This is a genomic window from Pantoea sp. GM01 (assembly GCF_000282675.1).
GTDB lineage: Bacteria > Pseudomonadota > Gammaproteobacteria > Enterobacterales > Enterobacteriaceae > Pantoea > Pantoea nemavictus.
Map to the genome: position 1 here is coordinate 73,171 of NZ_AKIU01000079.1, position 25,219 is coordinate 98,389.

The 25,219-nt window shown below is 55.5% G+C and carries 25 protein-coding genes; 18 read left to right on the forward strand and 7 right to left on the reverse strand.

Going from position 1 to position 25,219, the window contains the following annotated elements; translation table 11 throughout:
- The first annotated feature begins 104 nt into the window (after positions 1–104).
- Positions 105–311, forward strand: a complete 207-nt coding sequence (locus PMI17_RS20070) for a DUF1107 domain-containing protein (protein WP_007892150.1) — start codon at positions 105–107, stop codon at positions 309–311.
- 76 nt (positions 312–387) lie between these two features.
- Here the strand turns inward: PMI17_RS20070 and PMI17_RS20075 are convergent, their stop codons facing one another.
- Positions 388–1,725: a hemolysin family protein gene (locus tag PMI17_RS20075; RefSeq protein ID WP_007892151.1), complete on the reverse strand. Its 1,338-nt coding sequence runs from the start codon at positions 1,723–1,725 to the stop codon at positions 388–390.
- A 452-nt stretch (positions 1,726–2,177) separates the two neighbouring features.
- On the opposite strand from PMI17_RS20075, the gene PMI17_RS20080 reads away from it, so the two are divergent.
- From PMI17_RS20080 to PMI17_RS20090, 3 genes are read left to right on the forward strand one after another with little or no spacing between them, the layout of a single operon-like run.
- Positions 2,178–3,917 carry an autotransporter assembly complex family protein gene (locus PMI17_RS20080; RefSeq protein ID WP_007892153.1) on the forward strand — a complete coding sequence of 580 codons (1,740 nt, stop codon included), beginning with the start codon at positions 2,178–2,180 and terminating at the stop codon, positions 3,915–3,917.
- Positions 3,914–7,684 carry a translocation/assembly module TamB domain-containing protein gene (locus PMI17_RS20085; RefSeq protein WP_007892155.1) on the forward strand — a complete coding sequence of 1,257 codons (3,771 nt, stop codon included), beginning with the start codon at positions 3,914–3,916 and terminating at the stop codon, positions 7,682–7,684. Before PMI17_RS20080 ends, PMI17_RS20085 begins: the two co-directional genes overlap by 4 nt.
- 2 nt (positions 7,685–7,686) lie before the next feature.
- Entirely contained in the window at positions 7,687–8,034 is a 348-nt protein-coding gene (locus PMI17_RS20090; protein ID WP_007892163.1) for a gamma-glutamylcyclotransferase, read from the forward strand.
- 55 nt (positions 8,035–8,089) lie between these two features.
- Here PMI17_RS20090 and ppa read toward each other — a convergent pair whose 3' ends face one another.
- The 3 genes from ppa to PMI17_RS20105 form a co-directional block, all read right to left on the reverse strand.
- Positions 8,090–8,620 (reverse strand): inorganic diphosphatase, encoded by a 531-nt coding sequence (gene ppa / locus PMI17_RS20095; protein WP_007892166.1) that lies wholly within the window; start codon positions 8,618–8,620, stop codon positions 8,090–8,092.
- A gap of 100 nt (positions 8,621–8,720) precedes the next feature.
- A complete protein-coding gene (locus tag PMI17_RS20100) occupies positions 8,721–9,170 on the reverse strand; it encodes a DUF441 domain-containing protein (protein WP_007892168.1) in 450 nt (149 codons plus the stop codon).
- Positions 9,171–9,242: 72 nt separating this feature from the next.
- A complete protein-coding gene (locus tag PMI17_RS20105) occupies positions 9,243–9,659 on the reverse strand; it encodes a lysozyme inhibitor LprI family protein (RefSeq protein ID WP_007892170.1) in 417 nt (138 codons plus the stop codon).
- 172 nt (positions 9,660–9,831) lie between these two features.
- Between PMI17_RS20105 and PMI17_RS20110 the strand changes: the two genes are divergently transcribed.
- A complete protein-coding gene (locus PMI17_RS20110) occupies positions 9,832–11,391 on the forward strand; it encodes a methyl-accepting chemotaxis protein (protein ID WP_036621948.1) in 1,560 nt (519 codons plus the stop codon).
- Between the two features lie 83 nt (positions 11,392–11,474).
- On the opposite strand, the gene PMI17_RS20115 is transcribed toward PMI17_RS20110, so the two are convergent.
- Positions 11,475–11,750 (reverse strand): helix-turn-helix domain-containing protein, encoded by a 276-nt coding sequence (locus tag PMI17_RS20115; RefSeq protein WP_007892175.1) that lies wholly within the window; start codon positions 11,748–11,750, stop codon positions 11,475–11,477.
- A 91-nt stretch (positions 11,751–11,841) separates the two neighbouring features.
- Here PMI17_RS20115 and PMI17_RS20120 point away from each other — a divergent pair, with 91 nt between their 5' ends.
- Positions 11,842–12,120 carry a helix-turn-helix transcriptional regulator gene (locus PMI17_RS20120; RefSeq protein ID WP_007892176.1) on the forward strand — a complete coding sequence of 93 codons (279 nt, stop codon included), beginning with the start codon at positions 11,842–11,844 and terminating at the stop codon, positions 12,118–12,120.
- A 28-nt stretch (positions 12,121–12,148) separates the two neighbouring features.
- Here the strand turns inward: PMI17_RS20120 and fbp are convergent, their stop codons facing one another.
- Positions 12,149–13,156, reverse strand: coding sequence for a class 1 fructose-bisphosphatase (gene fbp, locus PMI17_RS20125; protein WP_007892178.1), 1,008 nt, complete (start codon positions 13,154–13,156; stop codon positions 12,149–12,151).
- A 166-nt stretch (positions 13,157–13,322) separates the two neighbouring features.
- On the opposite strand from fbp, the gene mpl reads away from it, so the two are divergent.
- Complete coding sequence (gene mpl, locus PMI17_RS20130; protein WP_007892179.1) at positions 13,323–14,678, forward strand: UDP-N-acetylmuramate:L-alanyl-gamma-D-glutamyl-meso-diaminopimelate ligase; 1,356 nt, start codon at positions 13,323–13,325, stop codon at positions 14,676–14,678.
- A 146-nt stretch (positions 14,679–14,824) separates the two neighbouring features.
- On the opposite strand, the gene yjgA is transcribed toward mpl, so the two are convergent.
- Entirely contained in the window at positions 14,825–15,367 is a 543-nt protein-coding gene (gene yjgA, locus PMI17_RS20135; RefSeq protein WP_007892180.1) for a ribosome biogenesis factor YjgA, read from the reverse strand.
- Between the two features lie 116 nt (positions 15,368–15,483).
- Here yjgA and pmbA point away from each other — a divergent pair, with 116 nt between their 5' ends.
- From pmbA to PMI17_RS20190, 11 genes are all read left to right on the forward strand, one after another.
- The gene (gene pmbA / locus PMI17_RS20140; protein WP_007892182.1) at positions 15,484–16,824 is read left to right on the forward strand and encodes a metalloprotease PmbA; all 1,341 of its coding nucleotides are present in this window, start codon (positions 15,484–15,486) and stop codon (positions 16,822–16,824) included.
- Between the two features lie 72 nt (positions 16,825–16,896).
- Positions 16,897–17,286, forward strand: coding sequence for a cytochrome b562 (gene cybC, locus PMI17_RS20145; RefSeq protein ID WP_007892184.1), 390 nt, complete (start codon positions 16,897–16,899; stop codon positions 17,284–17,286).
- A gap of 263 nt (positions 17,287–17,549) precedes the next feature.
- Complete coding sequence (locus tag PMI17_RS20150; RefSeq protein ID WP_007892186.1) at positions 17,550–17,888, forward strand: glycine dehydrogenase; 339 nt, start codon at positions 17,550–17,552, stop codon at positions 17,886–17,888.
- Positions 17,889–17,939: 51 nt separating this feature from the next.
- Complete coding sequence (locus PMI17_RS20155; RefSeq protein WP_085982498.1) at positions 17,940–18,302, forward strand: SFCGS family glycine-rich protein; 363 nt, start codon at positions 17,940–17,942, stop codon at positions 18,300–18,302.
- Between the two features lie 2 nt (positions 18,303–18,304).
- Positions 18,305–18,601 carry a DUF4312 family protein gene (locus tag PMI17_RS20160; protein WP_007892189.1) on the forward strand — a complete coding sequence of 99 codons (297 nt, stop codon included), beginning with the start codon at positions 18,305–18,307 and terminating at the stop codon, positions 18,599–18,601.
- A gap of 56 nt (positions 18,602–18,657) precedes the next feature.
- Entirely contained in the window at positions 18,658–19,434 is a 777-nt protein-coding gene (locus PMI17_RS20165) for a DUF4311 domain-containing protein (protein ID WP_007892190.1), read from the forward strand.
- A gap of 12 nt (positions 19,435–19,446) precedes the next feature.
- Positions 19,447–20,094, forward strand: a complete 648-nt coding sequence (locus tag PMI17_RS20170) for a DUF4310 family protein (protein ID WP_007892191.1) — start codon at positions 19,447–19,449, stop codon at positions 20,092–20,094.
- Positions 20,095–20,192: 98 nt separating this feature from the next.
- Positions 20,193–21,326, forward strand: a complete 1,134-nt coding sequence (locus tag PMI17_RS20175; protein WP_007892192.1) for an amidohydrolase/deacetylase family metallohydrolase — start codon at positions 20,193–20,195, stop codon at positions 21,324–21,326.
- On the forward strand, positions 21,310–22,431 hold the full coding sequence (locus PMI17_RS20180; protein ID WP_007892193.1) for a DgaE family pyridoxal phosphate-dependent ammonia lyase: 1,122 nt from the start codon (positions 21,310–21,312) through the stop codon (positions 22,429–22,431). Before PMI17_RS20175 ends, PMI17_RS20180 begins: the two co-directional genes overlap by 17 nt.
- Positions 22,428–23,165, forward strand: coding sequence for a KDGP aldolase family protein (locus PMI17_RS20185; protein ID WP_007892194.1), 738 nt, complete (start codon positions 22,428–22,430; stop codon positions 23,163–23,165). Before PMI17_RS20180 ends, PMI17_RS20185 begins: the two co-directional genes overlap by 4 nt.
- A gap of 23 nt (positions 23,166–23,188) precedes the next feature.
- Positions 23,189–25,099: a transcription antiterminator gene (locus PMI17_RS20190; RefSeq protein ID WP_007892195.1), complete on the forward strand. Its 1,911-nt coding sequence runs from the start codon at positions 23,189–23,191 to the stop codon at positions 25,097–25,099.
- Positions 25,100–25,219 lie beyond the last annotated feature (120 nt).

Genomic DNA, 25,219 nt, shown 5'->3' on the forward strand with positions numbered 1-25,219 from the left:
TGGTAAGAAAGGATGCTCTATAGTTATGCCTCATTTGCGCTTCATGGGTTCGTACCAAATTTGGTTACGACGGAGCGTATTAAACATTTTAGGAGTTAAACAGCATGAAGATCTTCCAGCGCTATAATCCGCTGCAAATTGCGAAATATGTAAAAACGCTATTTAGAGGAAGGTTGTACATCAAGGATGTGGGCGCGTTCGAGTTCGATAAAGGCAAAGTGATGTTGCCACGCGTCAAAGACAAACAGCATCTCAGCGTGATGTCAGAAATTAATCGCCAGGTGCTGCGACTGCAAGCCGAGTACAACTAAGTAAGCATAAGAAAGGGCGCCGATGGCGCCCTCAGTTTTTGTGCGATTGATATGTTAGATGCCATGAATGGCGACCCTACGACGACTCCGATTCATCCAGCGCACTCTTCGTCACATTCAGCACCGGCGGACGTTCATCAATGCGCGTCACCAGCAGCTGGTCGATGCGATAGCTATCAATATCCACCACCTCGAATTTATAGCCGGAAAACTTCACAAAATCGGTACGCTTCGGAATCTTGCGCAGCATATACATCATGAAGCCGCCGATGGTTTCGTAGTTGCCTGACTGCGGGAAGTCATCGATATCCAGCACGCGCATCACGTCATCGATAGGCGTACCGCCTTCCACCAGCCATGAATTCTCATCACGCGCCACAATCTGCTCTTCCTGACCTTGCCCTACTAGGTCGCCCATCAGCGTGGTCATCACGTCATTCAGCGTAATAATACCCACCACCAGCGCATATTCGTTCATGATCACCGCGAAGTCTTCACCGGCGGTTTTGAAGCTCTCCAGCGCTTCGGAGAGCGTCAAGGTGTCCGGAACAATCAGTGCGGAGCGAATCTGCACGCCGCTGTTGAGCGTCAGGCTCTGATTGCCGAGCACGCGCAGCAGCAGCTCTTTGGAATCGACATAACCGACGATATGGTCGATATCGCCATCACACACGATAAATTTGGAGTGCGGATGCTGCGCGATTTTGGTTTTGAGGGTGGTTTCATCTTCGTGTAAATCGAACCACACCACGTTCTCGCGCGACGTCATGGATGACGGCACGGTACGTGATTCCAGCTCGAACACGTTTTCAATCAGCTCATGTTCCTGCTTACGCAGCACACCCGCCAACGCGCCGGCTTCCACCACCGCATAGATATCGTCGGAAGTGATGTCGTCTTTACGCACCATTGGCAGTTTGAACATGCGGAAGAACACGTTAGCCAGACCGTTAAACAGCCACACCAGCGGGCGTAACACCACTAAACAGAAGCGCATCGGATTGATAATGCGCAGCGCGACGGCTTCAGGCGCAATCATGCCGACACGTTTTGGCGTCAGGTCAGCGAACAGGATGAACAGGCTGGTAACAATGGTGAAGGAGCAGATAAAGCTGAGCTGCTCCGCTAATTCGGGTGCCACGATGCGGCTGAACAGGCTATTAAAGGCGGGAGAGAAGGCAGCATCGCCCACAATACCGCCGAGAATGGCGACGGCATTCAGGCCAATCTGCACCACGGTGAAGAACATGCCGGGTTGTTCCTGCATTTTCAGCACGCGCTGTGCGTTGATGTTGCCTTCGTCAGCCAGCAGCTTCAACTTGATCTTGCGGGCAGCCGCCAGCGAGATCTCCGAAAGAGAAAAAAATGAACTGATTACGATCAGTAAAAGGATGACAAGCAAGCTATCGAGCATAAAAGGTCCGTTGGGTTAATCACTTGTCATTTTTGGCCTGGGCAGCGCGGGAGTGGGCGTACATCCGGTATTTGCCAGTCAAACAGGCTATCCGTGCCAAAAATGTCTGCGCCATATCGACAAGATAAGCTTAACGTCGGGGCAGAAAAAGATGCAGGCGAGGCCTGCTGGTCGCTGATTATAGCAGCAGCGCTTATCATGCCGCCAGCGGCGCGCGCGGTGTGCTCGGATTAATCCGAGTGAGCTGCTCTCTGGCGCGGAACAAGCGCATGCCTGTTGTATCGTTTCCCCCATTTACCGACAATAGCTCACTATTTGGCTTAGTCGCCGTATTTCCGCCGTTGCGGCAAAAAAGAGCGGCTATGCTGATGGGTACACGAGCGGTGGTGATACCCTTCTACAGAATAAACGCCCCTGCGGAATAGGGGCCGGCATTATTAACAGGAGTACGTGTGCCACGATTTCATATTTATTGTCTGGCCAGCCTGTTGCTTGCTGCACCTGCCGTTGAGGCGGCCAAAGTGCGCTTGCAGCTGGACGGATTGACCGGGGATTTGCAGAAGAATGTCAGGGCACGCCTGTCGACGATTGGCAGTGACGAAGTGTCCAATGACGGGCGTTTCCAGGCGCGCGTCGCGGAGGCCATTAAAGAGGGCCTGCGCGCGCTCGGCTATTACGAGCCTGAGATCAATTTTGAATCGCGCCCGGCACCGCCACAAGGTGGTCGTCCGGTGCTTATCGCCCACGTAAAACCCGGTGAGCCGGTAAAGATTGGTGGCAGCACCATTGTCATCCAGGGCGAAGCGAGAACCGACAAAGATTATCAAGCCTGGGTTAAACAGGGCACGCCAAAAGTCGGCACCCAGCTGAATCACGGTGCCTACGACAAATTCAAAAATGGTTTTTCCAGCCTGGCACTGCGTAACGGTTACTTCGACGGTGACTTTAAGCAAAGCCAGCTTGGTGTGTCGGTGGAACGACGTGAAGCGTTTTGGGATATCGATTACGACAGCGGCCCACGCTACCGTTTTGGCGACGTCAGTTTCCAGGGTTCGCAAATCGACGAAGCCTATCTGCAAAATCTGGTGCCCTTCAAAAAAGGCGATCACTACAGCTCGCGCGATCTGGCTGAACTCAACCGCCGCTTGTCAGCGACCGGCTGGTTTAACTCGGTGGTGGTGGCGCCGGAGTTTGATAAAGGTCGTCAAACCAAAGTATTGCCGCTCAATGCTGTTGTCTCACCACGGGTGGAAAACACCATTGAAACCGGTGTCGGTTACTCTACTGATGTGGGTCCGCGCCTGAAAGGCACATGGAAAAAACCGTGGATTAACAGCAGCGGTCACAGTCTGGCCGCCAGCGCCTACGTCTCGGCGCCGGAGCAGCAGCTCGATCTCAGCTACAAAGTCCCGCTGCTGAAAAGCCCGCTGGAGCAGTACTACACCTTCTCCGGCGGCGTGAAGCGTACCGATCTCAATGACACCAAAGCCGATACCACCACGCTGGCGATGTCGCGTAACTGGGACAGCAGCAGCGGCTGGCAGAAGGCGATTAACCTGCGCTGGAGCCTCGATCACTTTACCCAAGCGAGCGTCACCAACACCACCATGCTGCTCTATCCGGGTGTCAGCCTGAACCGCACTCGCTCGCGCGGCGGTTTAATGCCGACGTGGGGCGATTCGCAGCGCTACTCGGTGGATGTGTCGGATACCACCTGGGGATCGGACGTTGATTTCATGATCCTGCAGGCGCAAAACGTCTGGATCCGTACCCTTGCCGATAAGCATCGCTTTGTGGCGCGCGGTAATGTGGGTTGGATCGAAACCAATGATTTCGACAAAGTGCCGCCGGATCTGCGCTTCTTCGCCGGTGGTGACCGCAGTATTCGCGGCTACAAATACAAAGATGTGTCGCCGCGTGATGACAACGGCAAGCTGACCGGCGCCTCAAAAATGGCCACCGGCTCGCTTGAGTATCAATACAACGTGACCGGCAAATGGTGGGGCGCGGTGTTTGTCGATTCCGGTGAAGCGGTCAACGACATCAAACAGAGTAACTTGAAAACCGGCGCCGGCTTTGGCGTGCGCTGGTCTTCTCCGGTAGGGCCGATCAAGTTCGATATCGCGCGGCCAATTGGCGATGACAAGGAGCATGGATTGCAATTTTACGTAGGATTGGGGCCTGAACTATGAAGCTGTGGAAAAAGGTCCTGATTGGCATGGGTATTTTTTTGCTGCTGCTGGTCGGCAGCATCGCCTTTTTGGTTGGCACCACGCCGGGTTTGCATCTGCTGCTGAAAGGCGCCGATCGCTGGGTGCCTGGCTTGTCGATCAAACAGGTTGATGGCGGCTGGCGCGATCTCACGCTTAGCGGCGTGAAGTATGAGATGCCAGGCGTAAGCGTGGATGCAGGACGCTTCCATCTGGCGCTGAATCTGAATTGCCTGCTGCACTCGTCGGTATGCGTTAACGACATTGCGCTGCAGGACGTTAGCGTGGTGGTGGATAGCAAAAAAATGGCGCCCGCCAGCGCACCGCCGCCAGAAGAGGAGAGCGGCAGCACCAATCTCAGCACGCCGTATCCGATCACGCTGAGTAAAGTGGGTCTGCATAACATCAACGTAAAAGTGGATGATACGGCAATTTCCCTGCTGGATTTCACCACCGGTCTACAGTGGCAAGATCGCGCGCTAACGCTGACACCGACCCATATCCAAAGCTTGCTGATCGCGCTGCCGAAAGCGGCGAAAGTGGTTGATGAGCAAGTGGTGCAGCCCAAAGTGCAGCAGCCGCAGCCGGCAGAAAAGCCGCTGGGCGAAACGCTGCAGGCGATGTTCGCCCAGCCGCTGCTTCCGGCACTGCCAGACTTCCAGCTACCGCTGGATATCACCGTGCAGGAGTTGCTGGGAGAGCAGCTGCGCATTACCGGCGATACCGATGTGTCGATTACGCGTCTGCTGCTGAAAGCCAAAACCGCCGATCGCCATCTGCAGTTGGAAACCTTCGATGTTGATTCGCCGCAAGGGCAGCTCAACGCCAGCGGAGAAGCGACCTTAGCCGATAACTGGCCGGTGAATTTTGCGCTGAACGGCACGCTCAATGTTGATCCCATCAAGGGCGAGAAAATCAAAATGAACCTCGGCGGCGCGATGCGTGACGAGCTGAAGCTGGGGCTGAATCTCTCCGGCCCGGTACGTGCGCAGCTGGATGCCACCGCGCAGCCCGCCGTTGCCGGCTTACCGCTGGCGCTGCAGCTGACCAGCCCACAGCTGCGCTGGCCGCTTAGCGGAGCGGTGCAGTATCAGGCGGATAATCTCGATTACCAGTTCAAAGGCAAAGCCACCGATTACGTGATGTCGCTGCGCACCGCTGTAAAAGGCGAAGGTGTGCCGCCGGCGACGATTGCGCTGGACGGCAAAGGCAACGAGCAGCAGTTCAATCTCGACAAGCTGCGCGTCGCGGCGCTGCAGGGCAATATCGATCTCACGGCGCTGGTGGACTGGAGCAAGGCCATTAGCTGGCGCAGCGAGCTGACGCTGTCGGGCATCAACACCGCCAAACAGTATCCGGATTGGCCAGCGAAGCTGGACGGTAAAATCGCCACGCGCGGCAGCCTGTACGGCGGCAGCTGGCAGCTCAGCGTGCCGCAGCTGGAGCTGAAAGGTAACGTCAAACAGAATGCGGTGAGCGCGAAGGGCACGTTGACTGGCAACAGCTACAACCAGTGGAAAGTTCCCGGCCTCAACATTGCGCTGGGCCGTAACCATCTGGATGTAAAAGGCGAGCTGGGCGATACGCTCAATCTTGACGCGACGATTGATGCCCCCAATCTGGATAACGCGCTGCCGGGCCTGGGCGGCGTCGCCAAAGGAACCATCAAAGCGCGCGGAACCTTGCAGGCACCGCAGCTGCTGGCCGATCTTACGGCAACCGGTTTACGCTGGCAGCAGCTGCAAATTCGCCGTGTGGCGCTGCAGGGCGATGTGAAATCCAGCGATCAAATCGCCGGTAAGCTACAACTGCGGGTGGAACAGCTGCAGCAGGATGCGCTGAAAGTGAACCTGCTGACGCTGAACGCTGACGGCAACGAAAAGCAGCATCAGCTGAAGCTCGACGTGCAGGGTGAACCGGTTTCTGGCCAGCTGGCGCTGAATGGCAGCTTCGATCGCAAAACCGAGCGCTGGCAGGGTAATCTCAACAATACCCGTTTTGATACGCCGGTGGGTGAATGGCGCCTGACGCGCGCGATGGCGATTGATTACCTCAACAGCAAGCAAACCGCGACCATTGGACCGCACTGCTGGCAGAATCCGAACGCGCAGCTATGCGTGCCGGAACCGATTGAAGCGGGCGCCAGCGGACATGCGCATGTGGTGCTCAATCGTTTCGATCTGGCGATGCTCAAACCGTTCCTCACCGATGCCACCAAACTGAACGGCGTGTTCAGCGGTGATGCACGCGTTAACTGGACCGCTGACGGCGCGCTGCCGACCGGCACTGTGGCGCTGAAAGGCAACGGCGTAAAAGTGGAGCAGGATGTGCAGGGCAACACCTTGCCAATCGCCTTCGACACGCTGAATCTGAATGCGGCGCTGCAAAATGGGCGTGCCCAACTGAATTGGCTGATCCACATCGTTAACAACGGCCAGCTCAGCGGCAACGTGCAAATTGCCGATCCTGAGAACCGTCGTCAGCTGTCGGGTAACATCGGAATCAGCAATATCTCGCTGGCGATGCTCAATCCGGCGCTGATGCAGGGTGAGAAGATCAAAGGCAACCTCAACAGCAATCTGCGTCTGGCCGGTTCGCTGCAGCAGCCGCAGGTATTTGGCCAGCTGGGGCTGAGCGATGTGGATGTCGACGGCAGCTTTATGCCGGTCGATCTCACCGCCGCCAATCTCAACATGGTGTTCAATGGCATGAGCTCAACGCTCAACGGCATGATTCAAACGGCGCAAGGCAATCTTAACCTGAGCGGTAACGCCGACTGGAGCCAGCTGGACAACTGGCGTGCGCGCGTCGCCGCCCAGGGCAGCCGTATACGCGTCACCGTGCCGCCGATGGTGCGCATGGATGTCTCGCCGGATCTGGTGTTCGAAGCCACGCCAGCCGCGTTCAACCTCGACGGCAAAGTGGATATTCCGTGGGCGCGCATCACCGTACAGGAAGTGCCGGAAAGCGCGACCGGCGTCTCGTCTGATGAAGTGATGCTGGATCAAAATCTCAAGCCGATTGCGCCGAAAACTGCGGCGATCCCGATCAATAGCAATCTGGTGATTCACGTCGGCAACGACGTGCGCCTCTCGGCATTTGGCCTGAAAGCCAAGCTGAATGGCGATCTCAAACTAGCGCAGGATAAAAATGGTCTCGGCCTAAATGGCCAAATCAACATTCCATCTGGCCGTTTCCACGCTTATGGTCAGGATCTGGTGGTGCGCAAAGGTGAGCTGCAATTTGCCGGTCCGCCGGATCAGCCTTACGTCAACCTTGAAGCCATCCGTAATCCGGAGGCAACCGAAGACGATGTTACCGCCGGATTGCGTGTCACCGGATTGGCGGATGAGCCGAAAGTGGAAGTGTTCTCCGACCCGGCCATGTCGCAACAGGAAGCGCTTTCTTACCTGTTACGCGGTCAGGGACTCAACAGCGATGGTGACAGCAACGCATTAACTTCCGCGCTTGTGGGATTGGGGGTTGCGCAAAGTGGTCAGGTTGTGGGTAAAATCGGCGAGACATTCGGTGTCAGTAACCTCGCGGTTGATACCGCTGGCGTAGGTGATAGTCAGCAGGTGCAGGTGAGTGGTTACGTGTTGCCGGGTCTACAAGTAAAATACGGTGTTGGCATATTTGATTCACTGGCGACGTTAACCTTGCGTTATCGCCTGATGCCCAAACTCTATTTAGAAGCCGTGTCGGGTCTCGACCAGGCACTGGATCTGCTCTATCAGTTTGAGTTTTAGCAATGCGAATAATTGTCTATGGCAGTTTACGGCGCAAACAGGGAAACAGTCATTGGATGACGAATGCGCAGTGGCTCGGCGACCACCAGATTGTAGGGTTTGATCTCTACAATCTCGGTCACTATCCGGGTGTGGTGGAAGGAGAAGGCAGCGTCTATTGCGAGGTGTACCGCATTGACGCCAGCACGCTCGGCGAGCTTGATGCCCTGCGTACCAAGAATGGCGAATACAAACGTCAGCTTATTCAGACGCCTTACGGCAGTGCCTGGCTGTATGTCTATCAGCGTTCGATAACCGGGCGCACGCGTATCGCGAGCGGCGACTGGCTGAGGCGCGATGGCGATAGTTAACAAATAAAAACACCGTCCATAGGACGGTGTTTTTTTCTGTCACGCATAAAAAAGCTTATTTCTTCTGGGCGCGCTCGTAGGAAGCAATGATTTCAGCTTTTGCCGCTTCTGCATTGTCCCAGCCGTCAACTTTCACCCATTTGCCTTTTTCCAGATCTTTGTAGTGCTCGAAGAAGTGGGTGATCTGCGCTTTCAGCAGTTCTGGCAGGTCGTTCACATCTTTGATGTGATCGTACTCTTTGCTCAGCTTGGTGTGCGGAACCGCAACCAGTTTGGCATCTTCGCCAGACTCGTCGGTCATTTTCAGCACGCCAACGGGACGGCAGCGGATCACTGAGCCCGGCACCAGCGGATACGGGGTTGGCACCAGCACGTCAACCGGGTCACCGTCCAGAGACAGGGTGTGGTTGATGTAGCCGTAGTTGCACGGGTAGAACATGGCGGTAGACATGAAACGGTCTACAAACAGGGCACCAGACTCTTTGTCGACTTCATATTTGATCGGATCGGCGTTAGCCGGGATCTCAATGACAACGTAGATATCTTCTGGCAACTCTTTACCTGCAGGCACCTGGTTCAAACTCATCTGGCTTTCCTTCATTAGTCATATGTTGAGTGACGGCTATTATAGCCAACTGACTCTGAAAGTATGCCCCCTTTTTGGCGTTTCGGAATGCTCCAACCCGCTACTTCGCGGTGACAAACAGCGAGACGATGCCGGCAGCAATCAGCGGTCCAACCGGCACGCCACGGAAGAAGGCGACGCCAATCACCGTACCAATCAGCAGTCCACCAATCACCGACGGCTGCACGCTCATAAAGTTCACACCGCGACCGCCCAGCCAGGCAACAAAAATGCCCACCACAATCGCCACGATGGATTGCCAGTTGGCGAACGATTTCAGCAGCGAAGAGGCCGGCAGCGTGCCGCTGGCCAGCGGTGCCATCACGGCGACGGTAAGGATAATAATGCCGATCTGAATGCCCTGCTTCTCCACATAGGGGAAGAACTGCGATAACGGCGTGAGCTTGATCGCCAGCAGGATCAGTATCGAAATGGTAACGGCGCTGTTATGCACGAAATAGCTGAGGACGGCGAGGCAAACAAGAATGATGGTGGAGGCATAGGCAGCCATGGTTTCTCCCTGAAGATCGATGGGCGCGCTGACAAGTGCCAGCGCTCAGCGTTTTTTTAACGCCCCCATTAATCAACAATCGTCGGGGTTGGCGCAACTGCCTTTGTTAATTGATTGCAACATCAGCGCTTGATTGCGTACAAGGCTGACGCCCTGCGCGCCGACGGAAAGTGCCGCCATGGTGCCCTGGCTGCTGAGGAAATAGCTGCGGCTGGCATCCAGCCAGCTATCGCGATAAGCCAGCCATGCACGCTGGGCGCTACGCAATTTGTCTTTTGGTTCACCAGTTAATTTTTTCATCACTTGGGTGTACTGCGCGTTCATCTCCTTATCCCACGCTTTATTGGCCGTGTCATAGCATTGCGACATGGCGAGCGTGGTGGATTCCCGGTTCATACACTGGTCTAGCTGCTGGTCGATGGGGGAGGTTTGTTGTGCCGTGGCAAAACCACTGACCAGTAAACACGCGATCGGAAGCCATGTTTTCATCGTTTCAATCCTTAAATTTTGTGGCAGCGGACTTCAGTAAAAATGAAGCGTAAGTGATCGTCAGCAGATTGACCATCAACAATGGATAAAGTTTCTGCGATCAACTGCCGATAATCTCTCCGTTTTAGGGCCAGCGGATTTCTGCCTTTTCTTGCAAACGGGGATAATCATGATTAAACAGCTATCAATTCGTACTGCATTACTCACGCTCCTGGCATTTATGACGCTGCTGCTGCTGGCGGTGAGCGCTATGGGCATCTCTGCGATTAACTCAGGCAATCAATCACTGGATGCACTCAACCGCATTCAAGGGGTTGAGCTCAACAGTTTGTATCAAAGCCGTTCGGAGCTGATGCGCGCTCGCGCCAACGCCGCGCTGGCGGTGCGTAAAATTGAAATTGGTTTACTGGATGAGGGTGATGTCGTCACCAAACAAACTCAGGCGGCGGTAGAGAGTTCACACCAGTATTTAAAAGCGTTTGTCGATGCCGGAACGGTGACGGCACATGGAAAAACGCTGGCCGATGCGGTGGTCACAACCTATGGCGCGTATGAGAAAGAGGGCATCACGCCAATGATTGATGCCCTGAAGAAGCAGTACACCGACGAATACTATCAAGTGCTGGAAGGCAAACAATCGGCGCTGGCAGCCACCTACTCTAAAACCGTCAATGATTTCAGCGTTTATGCCAATGAAGTCTCTGCAGCGCGTCTGGCGCAGGCGGCACACAATGAACTGCAGCTGAAGATCCTGATTGGTGTTTCAGTGGCGTTGACATTGCTGCTGATTGCGCTGGCCTGGCAGCTGCTGCGTCGTCTGCTGCTGCGTCCTCTCGATAGCGCGATTCTGCATCTGGAGCAAATTGCCGCGGGTGATTTGTCGCAGCCGCTGCCTGCCGCCGGAAAGAACGAGTTGGGCCGTCTCAATCAGGCGCTGGCCAACATGCAGCTGGCACTGAGCAGTTCAGTGAGCCAGGTGCGCGAAGCCAGCTTGCAAATTGATGTCGGCAGCCGCGAACTGGCGGCGGGCACCGTGCATCTTTCACAGCGTACCGAAGAGTCGGCCGCCTCGCTGGAGCAAACCGCCGCCAGCATGGAGCAACTGACCGCCACCGTGCGCCTCAACGCCAGCAATGCCAAAGAGGCCAATCAACTCGCCAGCAATGTTTCCGACAGCGCCGATCGCGGTGCCGAAGTCGTCGGCTACGTGATGGAGAAGATGCAGGAGATTACCCAAAGCTCTAACCGCATCGGTGACATCCTCAGCGTGATTGACGGTATTGCCTTCCAGACCAATATTCTTGCGCTGAACGCCTCGGTTGAAGCGGCGCGAGCGGGCGAGCAAGGGCGCGGTTTTGCCGTGGTCGCCAATGAAGTGCGCACGCTGGCGGGCCGAAGCGCGACCGCGGCTAAAGAGATCCGTGAGCTGATTGCGGAATCACAAACGCGAGTGAAAGAGGGCAGCGACATGGCCACGCGCGCCGGTGAAACCATGGATGAGATCTCCAGTGAAGTGATGCGCGTCACCACGCTGATGAAAGAGATCTCCATCGCGTCGGAAGAGCAGAGTCGTGGCATCGAACAGGTGAATCAGGCGGTAACGCAGATGGATGAGGCTGCGCAGCAGAACGCCGCGTTAGTTGAAGAAGCCAGCGCTGCTACACAATCACTGGAAGCGCAGTCGCAGCAGTTGCAGGAATCAATGGCACAATTCCGTGTGGTTGCGGCGTAATAAAACAATAAGGTCGCTAGAAATAGCGACCTAATAATCAACTTATTGCCGCGCATATTAATACGCGGCACATTAATAAGCCTTTATTTATTCTTTTGATGCGTGCGAATCTTTTCCGCTAGCTCATCATCTTCTTCATAAAAATAGGAGGGTGAGACGTCAAGCACCTCTGCCAATCGCTGCGCTGTATCCAAATCAGCCTGATGAATTCCTTTCTCGTAACGATTAATTCGCGTACTGGCAACAAACTCATCAATTCCTGCGGCAATCCCCAATCTTTTCTGCGACAAGCCTTTAGCCAGACGCGCTTGTTTCAGGCGTTTCTGGAAGGTTTGATTGAGAGGGCAGGTCGATTTCATGACTACGAGAATCGTAGATTTACTGCTTGTCAGATACTACGAGTAACGTAGTATCGTTAATTGAACAGATAAGCGGACTAAGGAGAGTGACGTGAATAATTCAAAACAAGACTGGCACCCCGCCGATATTATTGCTGCCCTGCGAAAGAAAGGAACTTCAATGGCGGCAGTATCACGACAATCCGGTTTATGCTCCACCACACTTGCCAATGCATTAGTGCGGCCGTGGCCCAAAGGGGAATTATTAATTGCCGAAGCGATTGGTATTCCGCCCGCCGAAATCTGGCCAAGTCGATATTATGCGGAGGACGGCGCGCTTATTAATCGGCAGGCGAAGATCAGAAATATGAAAACAAAAAGCCCGCACTAAGGCGGGCTTTGCACAGCGTGACGATGACTTACGCTGAATGATCGTCCGGGTATTCACGGATGAAACGTTCAACGTCACCGACCATTGAGTCGTTGCCGCAGAAGAACGGGCAGCGCTGGTGCAGGGTTTCTGGCTGAATATCCAGAATGCGATTGGCGCCATCGCTGGCTTTACCGCCCGCTTGCTCTGCCAGGAATGCCATTGGGTTGCATTCATACAGCAGGCGCAGCTTACCTTGCGGATGGCTGGCAGTGCTTGGGTAAAGATAGATGCCGCCTTTCAGCAGGTTACGGTGGAAATCGGCCACCAGTGAACCAATGTAGCGCGAGGTATATGGGCGCTTAGTAGCGATATCTTCTTCCTGACAGAACTTCAGGTATTTCTTCACTCCCTGCGGGAAGCGAATGTAGTTACCTTCGTTGATGGAGTAGGTGTAACCCTTCTCCGGGAAGGTCATACGCTCGTGGCTCAGGCAGAACACACCGAGCGACGGATCGTAGGTAAACGCATGCACGCCCACGCCGGTGGTATACACCATCATGGTTGAAGAACCGTAAACCACGTAACCCGCAGCAACTTGTTTGTTGCCTGGCTGCATGAAATCGGCTTCGGTGATTGGCGTGCCTGGCTCACTGATACGGTGATAGATGGAGAAAATGGTCCCGACGGAAACGTTAACGTCGATGTTCGAAGAGCCATCAAGTGGATCCATCAACACCACGTATTTGCCATTCTCTGAGCCTTCGAAGATGACGAACTCGTCTTCTTCTTCAGACGCGATACCGGCCACCACTCCGCGCGCTTTCAAAGCGGCTTTCAGCTTTTCGTTAGCGAACAGGTCGAGCTTCATCTGCTGCTCGCCCTGCACGTTTTCCACGCCGCTGGCACCCAGAATATCCACCAGACCCGCTTTATTGATGTCGCGGTGGATAATTTTAGCGCCAAGCTTAATGGAAGAAATCAGCGCCGTCAGTTCACCTGTGGCGTGTGGAAAGTCGTGTTGCTTCTCGACGATAAATTCGCCTAACGTTTTCATAACACATTCCCTGCATCTACGATGGAGTGGCAGCAGCTGTAACAAGCTACCAACGTATGAGCGCAGTTTAGCCGATTGAACTTTAAAAACCATAGTCCTAATCCGTTTCTTCCCTTTCAACTCGGCGTTACACTGTGCGCCGAACTTTTGAGTAATGGATCTCTTTATGCGTATTCACATCCTCGGGATTTGTGGCACTTTCATGGGCGGACTGGCGATGCTGGCACGCTCGCTGGGACACGAAGTGACCGGCTCAGACGCCAATGTCTATCCGCCGATGAGCACGTTGCTGGAGCAGCAAGGCATTGAATTGACAGAAGGTTACGATGCCAGCCAGCTTGACCATCAACCGGATCTGGTGATCATTGGTAACGCGATGACGCGCGGCAATCCCTGTGTCGAAGCGGTGCTGGAGCGCAACATTCCTTACCTCTCTGGCCCGCAGTGGCTGCACGATTTCGTCTTGCGCGATCGTTGGGTGCTGGCGGTAGCCGGAACGCACGGTAAAACCACCACAGCCGGCATGGCAGCGTGGATTCTCGAGGCTTGCGGCCTTGAACCCGGCTTCATCATCGGTGGGGTGCCAGGAAACTTCGACGTTTCGGCAAAATTAGGAAAAAGTCCATTCTTCGTCATCGAAGCGGATGAGTACGACAGCGCGTTCTTTGATAAGCGTTCCAAGTTTGTGCATTACTGCCCGCGCACGCTGATCCTCAACAACCTCGAATTCGATCACGCGGATATTTTTGACGATCTGCGTGCGATCCAGAAGCAGTTCCATCACCTGATCCGCATCGTGCCGGGCCAGGGAAAAATCCTGCTGCCGGAACACGATAACAACCTCAAGCAAGTGATGGCGATGGGCTGCTGGAGCGAGCAGGAAACCGTTGGCGATAACGGTCACTGGCAGGCGAAAAAGCTGACGCCCGACTCCTCACATTGGGAAATCTGGCTCGACGGCGAGAAAGTCGGCGAAGTGAACTGGGCGCTGGTGGGCGAACACAACATGCATAACGGGCTGATGGCGATTGCGGCCGCACGTCATGTCGGTGTGAAACCAGTGGATGCCGGTGAAGCGCTGAGCAGCTTTATTAATGCCCGGCGTCGTCTTGAGCTGCGTGGTGAAGTGAATGCCATCAAGGTGTATGACGATTTTGCTCACCATCCAACCGCGATTCTCGCCACGCTGGCGGCGCTGCGCAGTAAAGTGGGCGGCACGGCGCGCATTCTGGCGGTACTCGAACCGCGCTCCAATACCATGAAGATGGGTGTGAGCAAGAATGAGCTAGCGCCTTCGCTGGGCCGTGCAGATGAAGTGTTCCTGTTCCAGCCGCACCATATTCCGTGGCAGGTTTCCGATGTGGCAGAAGCATGCATCCAACCGGCGCAGTGGAGTGCGGATATCGATACGCTGGTCGAGATGGTGGCGAAAAAAGCCCAGCCAGGCGATTCGATTCTGGTGATGAGTAACGGCGGGTTTGGTGGTATTCACCAGAAACTGCTGGAGCGTTTAGGGCGGTAATTGTGCGGGTTTCCCCTCATCCCAACCTTCTCCCGCCTGCGGGAGAAGGGGCCGATCGAGCTCCGATGTGACAATGAAGCTCCACCTAAACATTCCCTCGCCCGCTTGCGGGAGAGGGTTAGGGTGAGGGGTAAAGCGCAGAGAACTTAAGCTTCTGCCAGCTCGCGCAGATACTGGAAAATCAGGCGGGCGGATTTTGGCGGCTTATTGGTGGCTTTCTCTTTCTGCGCGTTGCGGATCATGCTGCGCAGCTGCTGACGATCGGCATGCGGATAGAGGTTAAACACCTCAGCTACGGCATCATCACCCTTCTCGATTAAACGATCGCGCAATATCTCAAGTTTGTGGAACAGCGCAACCTGTTGGTTGTGACGGTTCTTCAGCTTATCCAGCGCCTGACGAATTGGATCTTCATCGCGGGAGCGCAGCATCTTACCGATCAGCTGCAGCTGACGGCGACGGCCTTCTTTCTTAATACGCTGCGCCAGTTCAATCGCGTCGCGCAGCTGTTCGTCGAGCGGGATTTTGTCGAGCGAGTTTTTCCCCAGGTCAACGAGCTCGGCGCCAAGGCGTTTTAGCTCTTCGGCATCGCGTTTAATTTCGCTTTTGCTGACCCAGATAATCTCTTCATCTTCTTCGTCATTATTATCCGGCACATCGTCGAGCCAGTCTTCGGGCTGCTTGGTCATCTCATGGCTCCCTAAAAAAAAGAGGCTAATCCTACCAGTTTATCGGGCGACTGCGAAATTGTTCTCTGAGTCTGATAGACTCAATTCATTCATACTTAAGATTAGACGGCAGGTCGATGAACGTATCTACTCAGGTTGCAGAACAACGTAAAGTGTTGGAACAGGCTGTCGCGCAGGCGTTGGAATTGGCAAAAGCCAGCACCGATGGCGCTGAAGTGGCGGTCACGAAAACCACCGGCATCGGCGTCAGTACCCGCTATGGCGAAGTGGAAAACGTCGAATTCAACAGCGATGGTGCGCTTGGCATCACCGTCTACCATCAAAATCGTAAAGGCAGCGCCTCCTCAACCGACCTCAGCCCGGATGCCATCAAACGCACCGTGCAGGCGGCGATCGATATTGCGCGCTACACCTCGGTGGATCCGTTCGGCGCACCGGCCGATCCGGATCTGCTTGCATTTGACGCGCCGGATCTTGATCTCTACCACCCGTGGGAGATCGATGCCGATCGCGCGATCGAACTGGCGGCTCAGGCGGAGCAAGCTTCACTGCAGGCTGACAAGCGCATCACCAATACCGAAGGCGGCAGCTTCAACAGCCACGTCGGTATCAAAGTCTTTGGTAACAGCCACGGCATGCTGCAGAGCTACTGCTCGAGCCGCCATTCGCTCTCCAGCTGCGTCATTGCTGAGCAGGACGGCAATATGGAGCGCGATTACGCGTACACCATTGGCCGCTCGTTTGACGATCTGAAAAGCGCAGATTGGGTCGGTGCAGAGTGCGCCCGTCGTGTGCTGGCACGTCTGGCACCGCGCAAGCTCTCCACCATGAAGGCGCCGGTGATTTTCGCGCCGGAAGTAGCGACCGGTCTGTTTGGCCATCTGGTTGGCATGATCAGCGGCAGCAGCGTCTATCGTAAATCCACCTTCCTGCTCGATTCACTCGGTAAGCAGATTCTGCCAGAGTGGCTGACGATTGAAGAGCATCCACATCTGCTGAAAGGATTGGCTTCCACGCCGTTCGACAGCGAAGGTGTGCGCACCCAATCGCGTGACATCATTAAAGATGGCGTGCTGCAAAACTGGCTACTGACCAGCTACTCGGCGCGTAAGCTGGGCTTGCAGAGCACCGGTCATGCCGGCGGCATCCACAACTGGCGCATTGCCGGTCAGGGCCACAGCTTTGACGACATGCTGAAGCAGATGGGTACCGGTTTAGTGGTCACCGAGATGATGGGTTCCAGCATCAACGGCATGACCGGTGACTATTCACGCGGCGCGTCAGGCTTCTGGGTCGAAAACGGTGAGATTCAATACCCTGTGAGCGAGATCACAATCGCCGGTAACCTCAGGGATATGTGGCTCAATATGGTAACTGTCGGTAACGACATTGAAACCCGCAGCAATATACAATGCGGTTCGGTGCTGCTGCCGGAGATGAAAATCGCCGGACAATAAGAGTCATCGCTTCCTGAAAGCAGCCCATGAGGCTGCTTTTTTTTGGCCCGACAATAATAAAAGGAAATACCAATGCGTAATAAGCATGTGATTGCAATGTTGTCTTTGTCGCTGTTGTTCTCCTCGGCTAGCGTGTTTGCGGCCGATTTAGAAAAAGATATGGACGCGCTTAAGGATGGTCTGAGCGTGGTAAAGAAAACCTCTGACGCGCAGGAGATGCATACCGCGCTGGGCAAAATGCGCCAGGCGGCAACGGATGCAAAACAGTCTACGCCAGAGAAACTGGAAGGAAAGGCTGCCGATAGCGCGGAGATCAAGGATTATCATGCCGGCCTGGATTCGCTGATTGCACAGATCGATGTGGTCGATCAGCTGGCGCAAGCTAACAAGCTGGATGAAGCCAAAACCGAAGCGAAGAAACTGGAAGATATTCGCAACGCCAACCATAAGAAATTCCGCTGATAACCCGGCCAGCCCAGTGGCTGGCCTTATTTCTTCCCACCGTCCCTGTCCGTTTCACCGCTTTAGTCGCTATAAATCCCTCACTTCCCGCATTTTGTGACCGATCTCGCACACTCTGTGCGTCCTGAGATCTGGCGCACACTCGCCCGTGGGATTTCCACTTTGAGGTGGAAAAGATGCGTCTCAACAGCCTGTAGTGGAAAGCGTAATTTCTTTTCAACGCGAATTATCTGTAATTGTCCGCTGTAAACAGGAGTAACAAGGTGAGGAGTGAAGCTGTCCCGCTGAAACAGAGCACGCCGGAAGCGATTCAGGCGCTGGCGGATAAGGTGTTAAGCCAAATTGCAGCAATCTACGCCGCGCACCATATCGAAGCCAACGCCGTACAACAGCAGATGCTGGCTTCACATGTCCGTGCGATGGCATCGCGCTCCCTGACGGGAGAAGCGCTGCCAGAGGTGGAAGCTGAACTGTTTGAAGATATCTCGCCGGAAACCATGGCGCTGGCGCAGCAGGTCGTTGATCTGTTTGGCAATCTGCCAAAAGAGGAAGCCTGGCTGTTATCGGTCCATATCGAAGTGGCGAAATCCAACGAAGCATAATTTAAGCGAATGACGCGCTTACCGCGCGAATGAAGCGTGAATCGAGAGGAATTGAACATGGTAACTGTAGTGATTGGCGATCGTCTGGGTAAAGGTCAGAAAGTAGCGGCGGGTATCGAAAAAGCCGGTGGTCGTGCGGTAGTCGTCCCAGGCGTGGCAGCCGACATGAAGCTGGGTGACGTGATGAAAGCCGAAAACGCCGATTTCGGCATCTCCTTTTGCGGCAGCGGCGGTGCCGGTGCGATTACCGCGCAGAACAAATATGGCTACAAAGCCAAACACGGTATGCGTTCGATTGACGAAGGCGTCACCGCCATCAACGAAGGTGCCACCGTGCTGGGCTTCGGCTTTATGGATAAAGAAGAGCTGGGTGAGCGTCTGGTGCTGGCCTGGAACAAAAAATACGGCAGCTAAGTATGAAACAGCAATACGAGACCCAGGTAACGGTGCAGGGCAAAGGCGACAGTAAAGCAAAAGCCTTTGCCGATGCGCTGAGTAAGGTGCAGCAGCAGGTGCTGCGCACCAGCCAAAAGATTCTGTTGCGCATTGAACCCATGGATGTGCGGGTGCTGCGCGCGCAGGAGAGCGTGCGAAAGGAGAAGTTTCTGTTCTTCTTCCTCGCGCGCGAGCGACGGAATTACAGCGTTGAGCTGGAGATTACCGTTAGCGTCACCGTGATCGACACCGAGAAGGTTGAATTTACGGCGACCTAAAAGAACCGCCCGACATCGCATGTGTAGGGTAAAAACGACAACAAAGGGTCAACAATATGTTTTTAATCATTTTGTTTAAGTCGTTAATCATTGGTGGATTGGTTGGCGTCGGAGTAGGAGCGGGCGCAGCGCGCATGTTCCACGCACCGACCACCCAAGGTATGGGCGCATTCCGTACCCTGGGTGAACTCAATTCCTGTGAAGGCGATCCGGCATCGCACTTCTCCTTTGGTCTCGGCTTCTTCTTTAACGCCTGGGCATCATCTGTAGCAGCAGGCTCCTTCACGCAGGACGTCGATCACCGCATTCTGCCGAACTGGGGCGCGGCGGCATTGATGGTGAAAAATCGCAACGTGGCAGAAACCCTGCACAACCCGAAACGCATGGCAATCGCCTGCGGCATCATCGGCATGATTGTGGTGGCCTTCCTGAATAGCACCGCATCAGCGGTTCCGGCGGCGCTACAGGTTACGGCAGTCAAAGTGCTGGTGCCCGCGGCTAACCTGCTGGTGAACACCGTGATGCCGGTCATCTTCTGGCTGGCGGCCATTGATGCCGGTAAGAAATCAGGCTTCTGGGCGACCATTTTTGGTGGTCTGGCGCAGCTGATCATGGGTAACGCAGTGCCAGGTTTGGTGCTCGGCATCCTGATTGGTAAAGGCGTGGAAGAGAGCGGCTGGAACAAAGTCACCAAAGTAATGATGTTCGCCATCGTGCTGCTGTTTGCTTTGAGCGGCTTCTTCCGCGGTTTCGACATGAAACTGCTGCAATCCTTCCAGCTGGGTATTCCGGGCTGGCTGGATATGATCCACAACAGCGTCAGCGGCAAATAAGGAGCCATCAGCATGAACGAGAACGAAAACAAAGGGTTCTGGTACGCCGACTGGTCTTTCCCGATTTTTGTTGGCCTGCTCTCATCCGGTGTGTTTGCCGGTACGCATATGTATTACCTGTACGGCATCGGTGCGTTTAACGAAGTGGCGTTTGTGTCGATGCTGCGTTCCGGTATGGAAACCGGCGTGTATGGCGCGGTCGCGGCGTTTGGCGCCAGCTTCCTGTTCGCGCGCATTATCGAAGGTTCGCTGGTGGGGATTCTCGATATTGGCGGCGCGATCCAGACCGGCGTCGGCCTTGGCGTGCCGGCGCTGCTGCTCGGTGCCGGTATCGTGTTTCCGGTAGCGAACTTTGCCGCCTCACTGGCAACCGGTTTGGTGGTGGGTTTAGCGATTGGTTATCTGATCATCCTGGCGCGTAAGTTCACCATCAACCAGAGCGATTCAACCTACGGCGCGGACGTAATGATGGGCGCGGGTAACGCGTCAGGTCGCTTCCTTGGGCCATTGATTATCCTCTCCGCAATGGCCGCGTCGATCCCCATCGGTCTCGGTTCGCTGGTGGGTGCGCTGTTGTTCTACTTGTGGAATAAGCCAATTACCGGCGGCGCGATTCTTGGCGCGATGGCGCTGGGTGCGATGTTCCCGATTTCGTTGTAATGCCGTAATTCTAACGACCCACACATCTGTAGCGGCGCAATTTATTGCGCGATAAATCGCGCCGCTACGATATGAGCGTTTGTATGAGAGGAGTGAGCATGTTTGATCTGATTCTGCGCCGCGCACGACTGTGCGACGAACAGCTGGTGGATATCGCCATTCAGCACGGCAAAATTGCCGCCGTCGGCGAAGTGAGCGGCGCGGCACAGCAGGAGCGCGATCTCGCGGGACGCTACTACGTCAGCGCTGGCTGGATTGACAGCCACGTGCACTGTTATCCCAAATCCCCGATTTATCACGACGATGCCGATACCATTGGCGTAGCGCAAGGCGTTACCACCGTAGTCGACGCCGGCAGCACCGGCGCCGATGACATCGACGACTTTTACCAGCTCACGCGTTCGGCGACCACCCAAGTACGCGCGCTGATCAACATTTCCCGCACCGGCATTGTGACGCAAAACGAGCTGGCCGATATGGCGCAGATCGATGGCGATGCGGTGGTACAGGCGGTGAAACGTCGCCCCGACTTTATCGTCGGCCTGAAAGCGCGTATGAGCAGTAGCGTGGTAGGCGAAAACGGTATTCAGCCGCTGGTGCGCGCCAAAGCCATTCAGCAGGCGGCAGGTAATCTGCCGTTGATGGTGCACATCGGCAACAATCCGCCGGTGCTGGAGGAGATCGCCGATCTGCTGACGTCTGGCGACATCATTACCCACTGCTTCAACGGCAAACCAAACCGCATCTTATCACCGCAGGGTGAGCTGAAAGCAGCGGTGAAAAACGCGATGGCGCGCGGCGTGAAGCTGGATATCGGCCACGGCGGAGCCAGCTTCAGTTTCGACGTCGCGCGTCAGGCGATCGCGCAGGGCATTCTGCCCGACACCATCAGCTCCGACATTTACTGCCGCAACCGCATTAACGGCCCGGTGCATAGCCTGGCGCACGTGATGTCGAAATTCTTCAGCATTGGCATGACGCTGCCGCAAATTATCGCGTGCGTTACCGCGAATGCTGCCGCGGGCCTGCGCCTGGCGGGCAAAGGGCGCTTAACCGCAGGTTATGACGCCGACCTGACCATTTTTACCGTCAAAGAGGAAACCCGCCCGTTCGTCGATGCTGAAGGCGAACAGGTTTTGGGTGAGCAACATGTGCTGCCACTGGCCGTGGTTATCGCGGGTCACTGGCATTTGACTGATGAAGGGAAAGCCAATCATGTCTTCGATTTATGAAAAATATGACCTGAAACAGGTCATCAATGCGTCTGGCCGTATGACGATTCTCGGCGTTTCCACGCCATCTGCTGATGTGGTTGATACCGTTAGCTATGGCTTGAATCACTACTTTGAGATGAAAGATCTGGTCAACAAGACCGGCGCTTACATCGCCAAACTGCTGGAGGTGGAAAACGCGGTGGTGGTATCGTGCGCCTCAGCGGGCATCGCGCAGAGCGTGGCGGCGGTGATCGTTAAGGACAACGACTGGCTGCTGGAAAATCTGCACGCCGCGCCGCTCAGCGTACCGCACGATATCGTGGTGCCAAAAGGGCACAACGTGAACTTTGGCGCACCGGTTGGCACCATGGTGGCCCTGGGCGGCGGTCGCCTGATCGAAGCCGGTTACAGCAACGAATGTTCGCCAGAGCAACTGGCGGCAGCGATCACGCCGACCACGGCGGCGCTGATGTATATCAAATCGCACCACTGTGTGCAGAAAAGCCATCTCAGCGTGGAGCAGGCGGCGGTCGTGGCGCGCCAACATGGCATCCCATTGATCGTCGATGCGGCAGCTGAGGAAGATTTGCAGTGCTACTACCAAATGGGCGCTGACTTGGTGATTTACAGCGGTGCCAAGGCGATTGAAGGGCCAACCAGCGGTTTGGTGATTGGCCGCACGCAATACGTTGAGTGGGTGAAGCGTCAAAGCAACGGCATTGGCCGCGCGATGAAAGTCGGCAAAGAGGGCATTCTCGGTCTGACACAAGCAATTGAAAACTATCTGGTGCAGCCGAAAACCACCGGTGCCGAGATGGTGGCTAACATGACGCCCTTTATCGATAACCTCAACACCCTGAACGGCGTAAGCGCACGCGTGGTGTGGGATGCGGCGGGACGCGATATCGCGCGTGCCGAAATTAAGTTCGATGAAGCGGTCACCGGTTGGCCAACCGGCGAACTGGTGCAGGCGCTGAAAACCGGCGACATCGCCATCTATTTCCGTGGCTACAAAGCCAATGAAGGCATTATCGAAGCCGATGTGCGCAGCGTCAGCGCCGATCAGCTACACATCATCTTTAGCGCTATCCAGGCGTTGATCAACGGAGGAGCGCGCGCATGAGTCTCAACCCAAATTTCTATCAGGGCCGCCTGTGCCTTAACGTGCTGGCCGGTTCGAAACAAAATGCGCATGAAATCTGGCAGGCTGCCGAAGGCCATGTGTTGGTTGGCGTGCTGTCAAAAAACTACGCCAGCAATGAAGAAGCGATTGCCGACATGCGCGAGTACGCGGCGCTGATCGACAATGCGCTGTCAGTGGGCTTAGGCGCGGGCGATCCGAATCAGTCGGCGATGGTGAGTGAAATCTCGGCAGTTTTGCAGCCGCAGCACGTTAATCAGGTGTTCACCGGCGTGGCGACCAGCCGTGCGCTGCTCGGCCAGAGCCAAACCGTGGTGAATGGCTTGATTTCACCTACCGGCACGCCGGGCTTGGTAAAAATCTCCACCGGTCCGCGCAGCTCGCAGGGCACCGACGCGATTGTGCCGATTGATAGCGCCATCGCCATGCTGCAGGACATGGGCGGCAGCTCGGTGAAGTACTTCCCGATGGGCGGCCTGAAAGCGGTGAATGAGTATCGCGCGGTGGCGGAAGCCTGTGCGCGTCACGACTTCTGGCTGGAGCCAACCGGCGGCATCGACCTCGCTAATTTCGAAGAGATTGTGCGTATCGCGCTCGACGCGGGCGTCAGCAAAGTGATCCCGCACGTCTACAGTTCGATTATCGATAGCGCAACGGGCGACACGCGCATTGACGATGTGCGTCAGCTTCTGGCAACGTGCAAGAAACTGCTGTAACAAATGAGTAACAGGTGAGCTCCGTGAGATTTCCCAATCAGCGTCTGACCCAGCTTTTCGCTGCGCTGCAAAATGAAACGCTGCCGCAGGATGAGCTGGCACGCCGCTTTTCCGTTTCAACGCGCACGGTGCGCACCGATATCACCGCGCTAAACGCGCTGCTGGAGCAGCATGGCGCCCAGTTTGTGCTGGCGCGCGGCGCGGGATATCAGCTCAAAATTGACGATGCGGCGCGTTTTGGCCGGCTGCAGGAAGAGAGCGCCACGCCGCTGCGGGTGCCGCGCACTTCACAGGAGCGGGTGCGCTATCTGCTGACACGCTTTCTCACCGCCGCTTATTCCATCAAGCTGGAAGATCTGTCGGAAGAGTGGTTTGTCAGCCGCGCCACGCTGCAAAGCGACATGGCGGAAGTACGCGAATGGCTGGGCCGCTATCACCTCAATATTGAAACTAAACCGCATTACGGCATGAAGCTGTTTGGTAGCGAGGCGGCAATCCGCACCTGCTTAACTGATTTGCTGTGGCAAATCGACCAGGAGACGCCAGACAGTCCGTTGCTGACGGTGGAAGCGCTGCAAAGCGGCATTCTGGCCCAGCTTGAGCCGTTGCTGCAGCAGTGCTTTGCCCAACATGCCATTCGCCTCAGTGATGAGGGCGATCGCTATCTGCAAATCTACTGCGCGGTGGCGGTGCGACGCATCAGCGAAGGATTTCCCCTCAACGATCCGGGCGCGGAAGATGTGGGCGACGAAGTGCGCGAAGCGGCGCAGGATCTGATCAATCTGATGCGTCCGTTGGTCGGCAAGCCGATTTCACAGGCGGAAGAGAACTGGCTGCGAGTCAACATCGCCGCGCGTCAGATTCAGGCGCTGGCACCCAGCACCATCAACGCCGATGATGCTGATGCGCTGGTCGATTACCTGCTGAATTACATCAACACCCATTACAACTATCGGCTGCAGCACGATGAGCAGCTACGCGCCGATCTGCTCACTCATATCAAAACCATGATCACCCGGGTGCGTTATCAGATTCATATTCCCAATCCGCTGCTGAGCAACATTAAACAGCACTATCCGATGGCCTACGATGTGACGCTGGCAGCAGTGACCAGCTGGGGAAAATACACGCCTTACACCATCAGTGAGAACGAGATCGGTTTCCTGGTGCTGCATATCGGCGTCGGGCTGGAGCGGCATTATGACGTCGGCTATCAGCGCCATCCGCAGGTGCTGCTGGTGTGCGACAGCGGCAACTCGACGCTGCGTATGATTGAAGCGCTACTGTTGCGTAAGTATCCGCAGCTGGTAGTGACAGCGCGGCTATCACAGCGCGACTATGAGCTGCGCCAGCATATCGATGAAGACTTTGTGATCTCTACCGCGCGGCTGACGGAGAAGAACAAGCCGATTGCCGTGATGTCGCCATTCCCCACTGAATTCCAGCTTGAGCAGCTTGGCAAGCTGGTATTGGTGGATCGTACGCGTCCTTACATGCTGGAGAAGTACTTCGACGCGCAGCACTTTATGGTGCTGGATAAGCCGATGGCGCAGTCGGATCTGTTCCGTCTGCTGTGCGATCAGCTGCAAGCTGAAGGCTATGTCGATGCGGATTTCTTTCCGTCGGTTGAGGAGCGTGAAGCGATCGTCAGTACCCTGCTGGGCGAAGGCATTGCGCTGCCGCACTCGTTGGGTTTACTGGCGCAGAAAACCGTGGTGTATACGGTACTGGCCCCGCACGGCGTAAGCTGGGGCGAGGAGACGGCATCGGTGATTTTCCTGCTGGCGATCAGCAAGAGCGAATATGAAGAGGCGATGGCGATTTACGATCTGTTCGTCACCTTCCTGCGCGAAAGGGCGATGGCGCGTCTGCGTGATTGCGCCGATTTTGTCAGTTTTAAAGCGGTGGCGATCGATTGTTTGAGCCGGTTGTGAGGGATTGTGCCCGCCGTCCCCCATCCCGGCCTTCCCCCGCAAGCGGGGGAAGGCGACGCTGCCACATGCAGCTTCAGCACTGACATATGGCAGCATCTTCCTCCCCCATTTATGGGGGAG

Coding starts and splice junctions, on each gene's coding strand:
- PMI17_RS20070 (WP_007892150.1), top strand. CDS start 105: ATGAAGATCTTCCAGCGCTATAATCCGCTGCAAATTGCGAAATATGTA.
- yjgA (WP_007892180.1), bottom strand. CDS start 15,367: ATGACCAAGCAGCCCGAAGACTGGCTCGACGATGTGCCGGATAATAAT.
- PMI17_RS20175 (WP_007892192.1), top strand. CDS start 20,193: ATGTTTGATCTGATTCTGCGCCGCGCACGACTGTGCGACGAACAGCTG.
- ppa (WP_007892166.1), bottom strand. CDS start 8,620: ATGAGTTTGAACCAGGTGCCTGCAGGTAAAGAGTTGCCAGAAGATATC.
- pmbA (WP_007892182.1), top strand. CDS start 15,484: ATGAACGTATCTACTCAGGTTGCAGAACAACGTAAAGTGTTGGAACAG.
- PMI17_RS20090 (WP_007892163.1), top strand. CDS start 7,687: ATGCGAATAATTGTCTATGGCAGTTTACGGCGCAAACAGGGAAACAGT.
- PMI17_RS20100 (WP_007892168.1), bottom strand. CDS start 9,170: ATGGCTGCCTATGCCTCCACCATCATTCTTGTTTGCCTCGCCGTCCTC.
- fbp (WP_007892178.1), bottom strand. CDS start 13,156: ATGAAAACGTTAGGCGAATTTATCGTCGAGAAGCAACACGACTTTCCA.
- PMI17_RS20160 (WP_007892189.1), top strand. CDS start 18,305: ATGAAACAGCAATACGAGACCCAGGTAACGGTGCAGGGCAAAGGCGAC.
- mpl (WP_007892179.1), top strand. CDS start 13,323: ATGCGTATTCACATCCTCGGGATTTGTGGCACTTTCATGGGCGGACTG.
- PMI17_RS20085 (WP_007892155.1), top strand. CDS start 3,914: ATGAAGCTGTGGAAAAAGGTCCTGATTGGCATGGGTATTTTTTTGCTG.
- PMI17_RS20180 (WP_007892193.1), top strand. CDS start 21,310: ATGTCTTCGATTTATGAAAAATATGACCTGAAACAGGTCATCAATGCG.
- PMI17_RS20185 (WP_007892194.1), top strand. CDS start 22,428: ATGAGTCTCAACCCAAATTTCTATCAGGGCCGCCTGTGCCTTAACGTG.
- PMI17_RS20075 (WP_007892151.1), bottom strand. CDS start 1,725: ATGCTCGATAGCTTGCTTGTCATCCTTTTACTGATCGTAATCAGTTCA.
- PMI17_RS20165 (WP_007892190.1), top strand. CDS start 18,658: ATGTTTTTAATCATTTTGTTTAAGTCGTTAATCATTGGTGGATTGGTT.
- cybC (WP_007892184.1), top strand. CDS start 16,897: ATGCGTAATAAGCATGTGATTGCAATGTTGTCTTTGTCGCTGTTGTTC.
- PMI17_RS20170 (WP_007892191.1), top strand. CDS start 19,447: ATGAACGAGAACGAAAACAAAGGGTTCTGGTACGCCGACTGGTCTTTC.
- PMI17_RS20105 (WP_007892170.1), bottom strand. CDS start 9,659: ATGAAAACATGGCTTCCGATCGCGTGTTTACTGGTCAGTGGTTTTGCC.
- PMI17_RS20115 (WP_007892175.1), bottom strand. CDS start 11,750: ATGAAATCGACCTGCCCTCTCAATCAAACCTTCCAGAAACGCCTGAAA.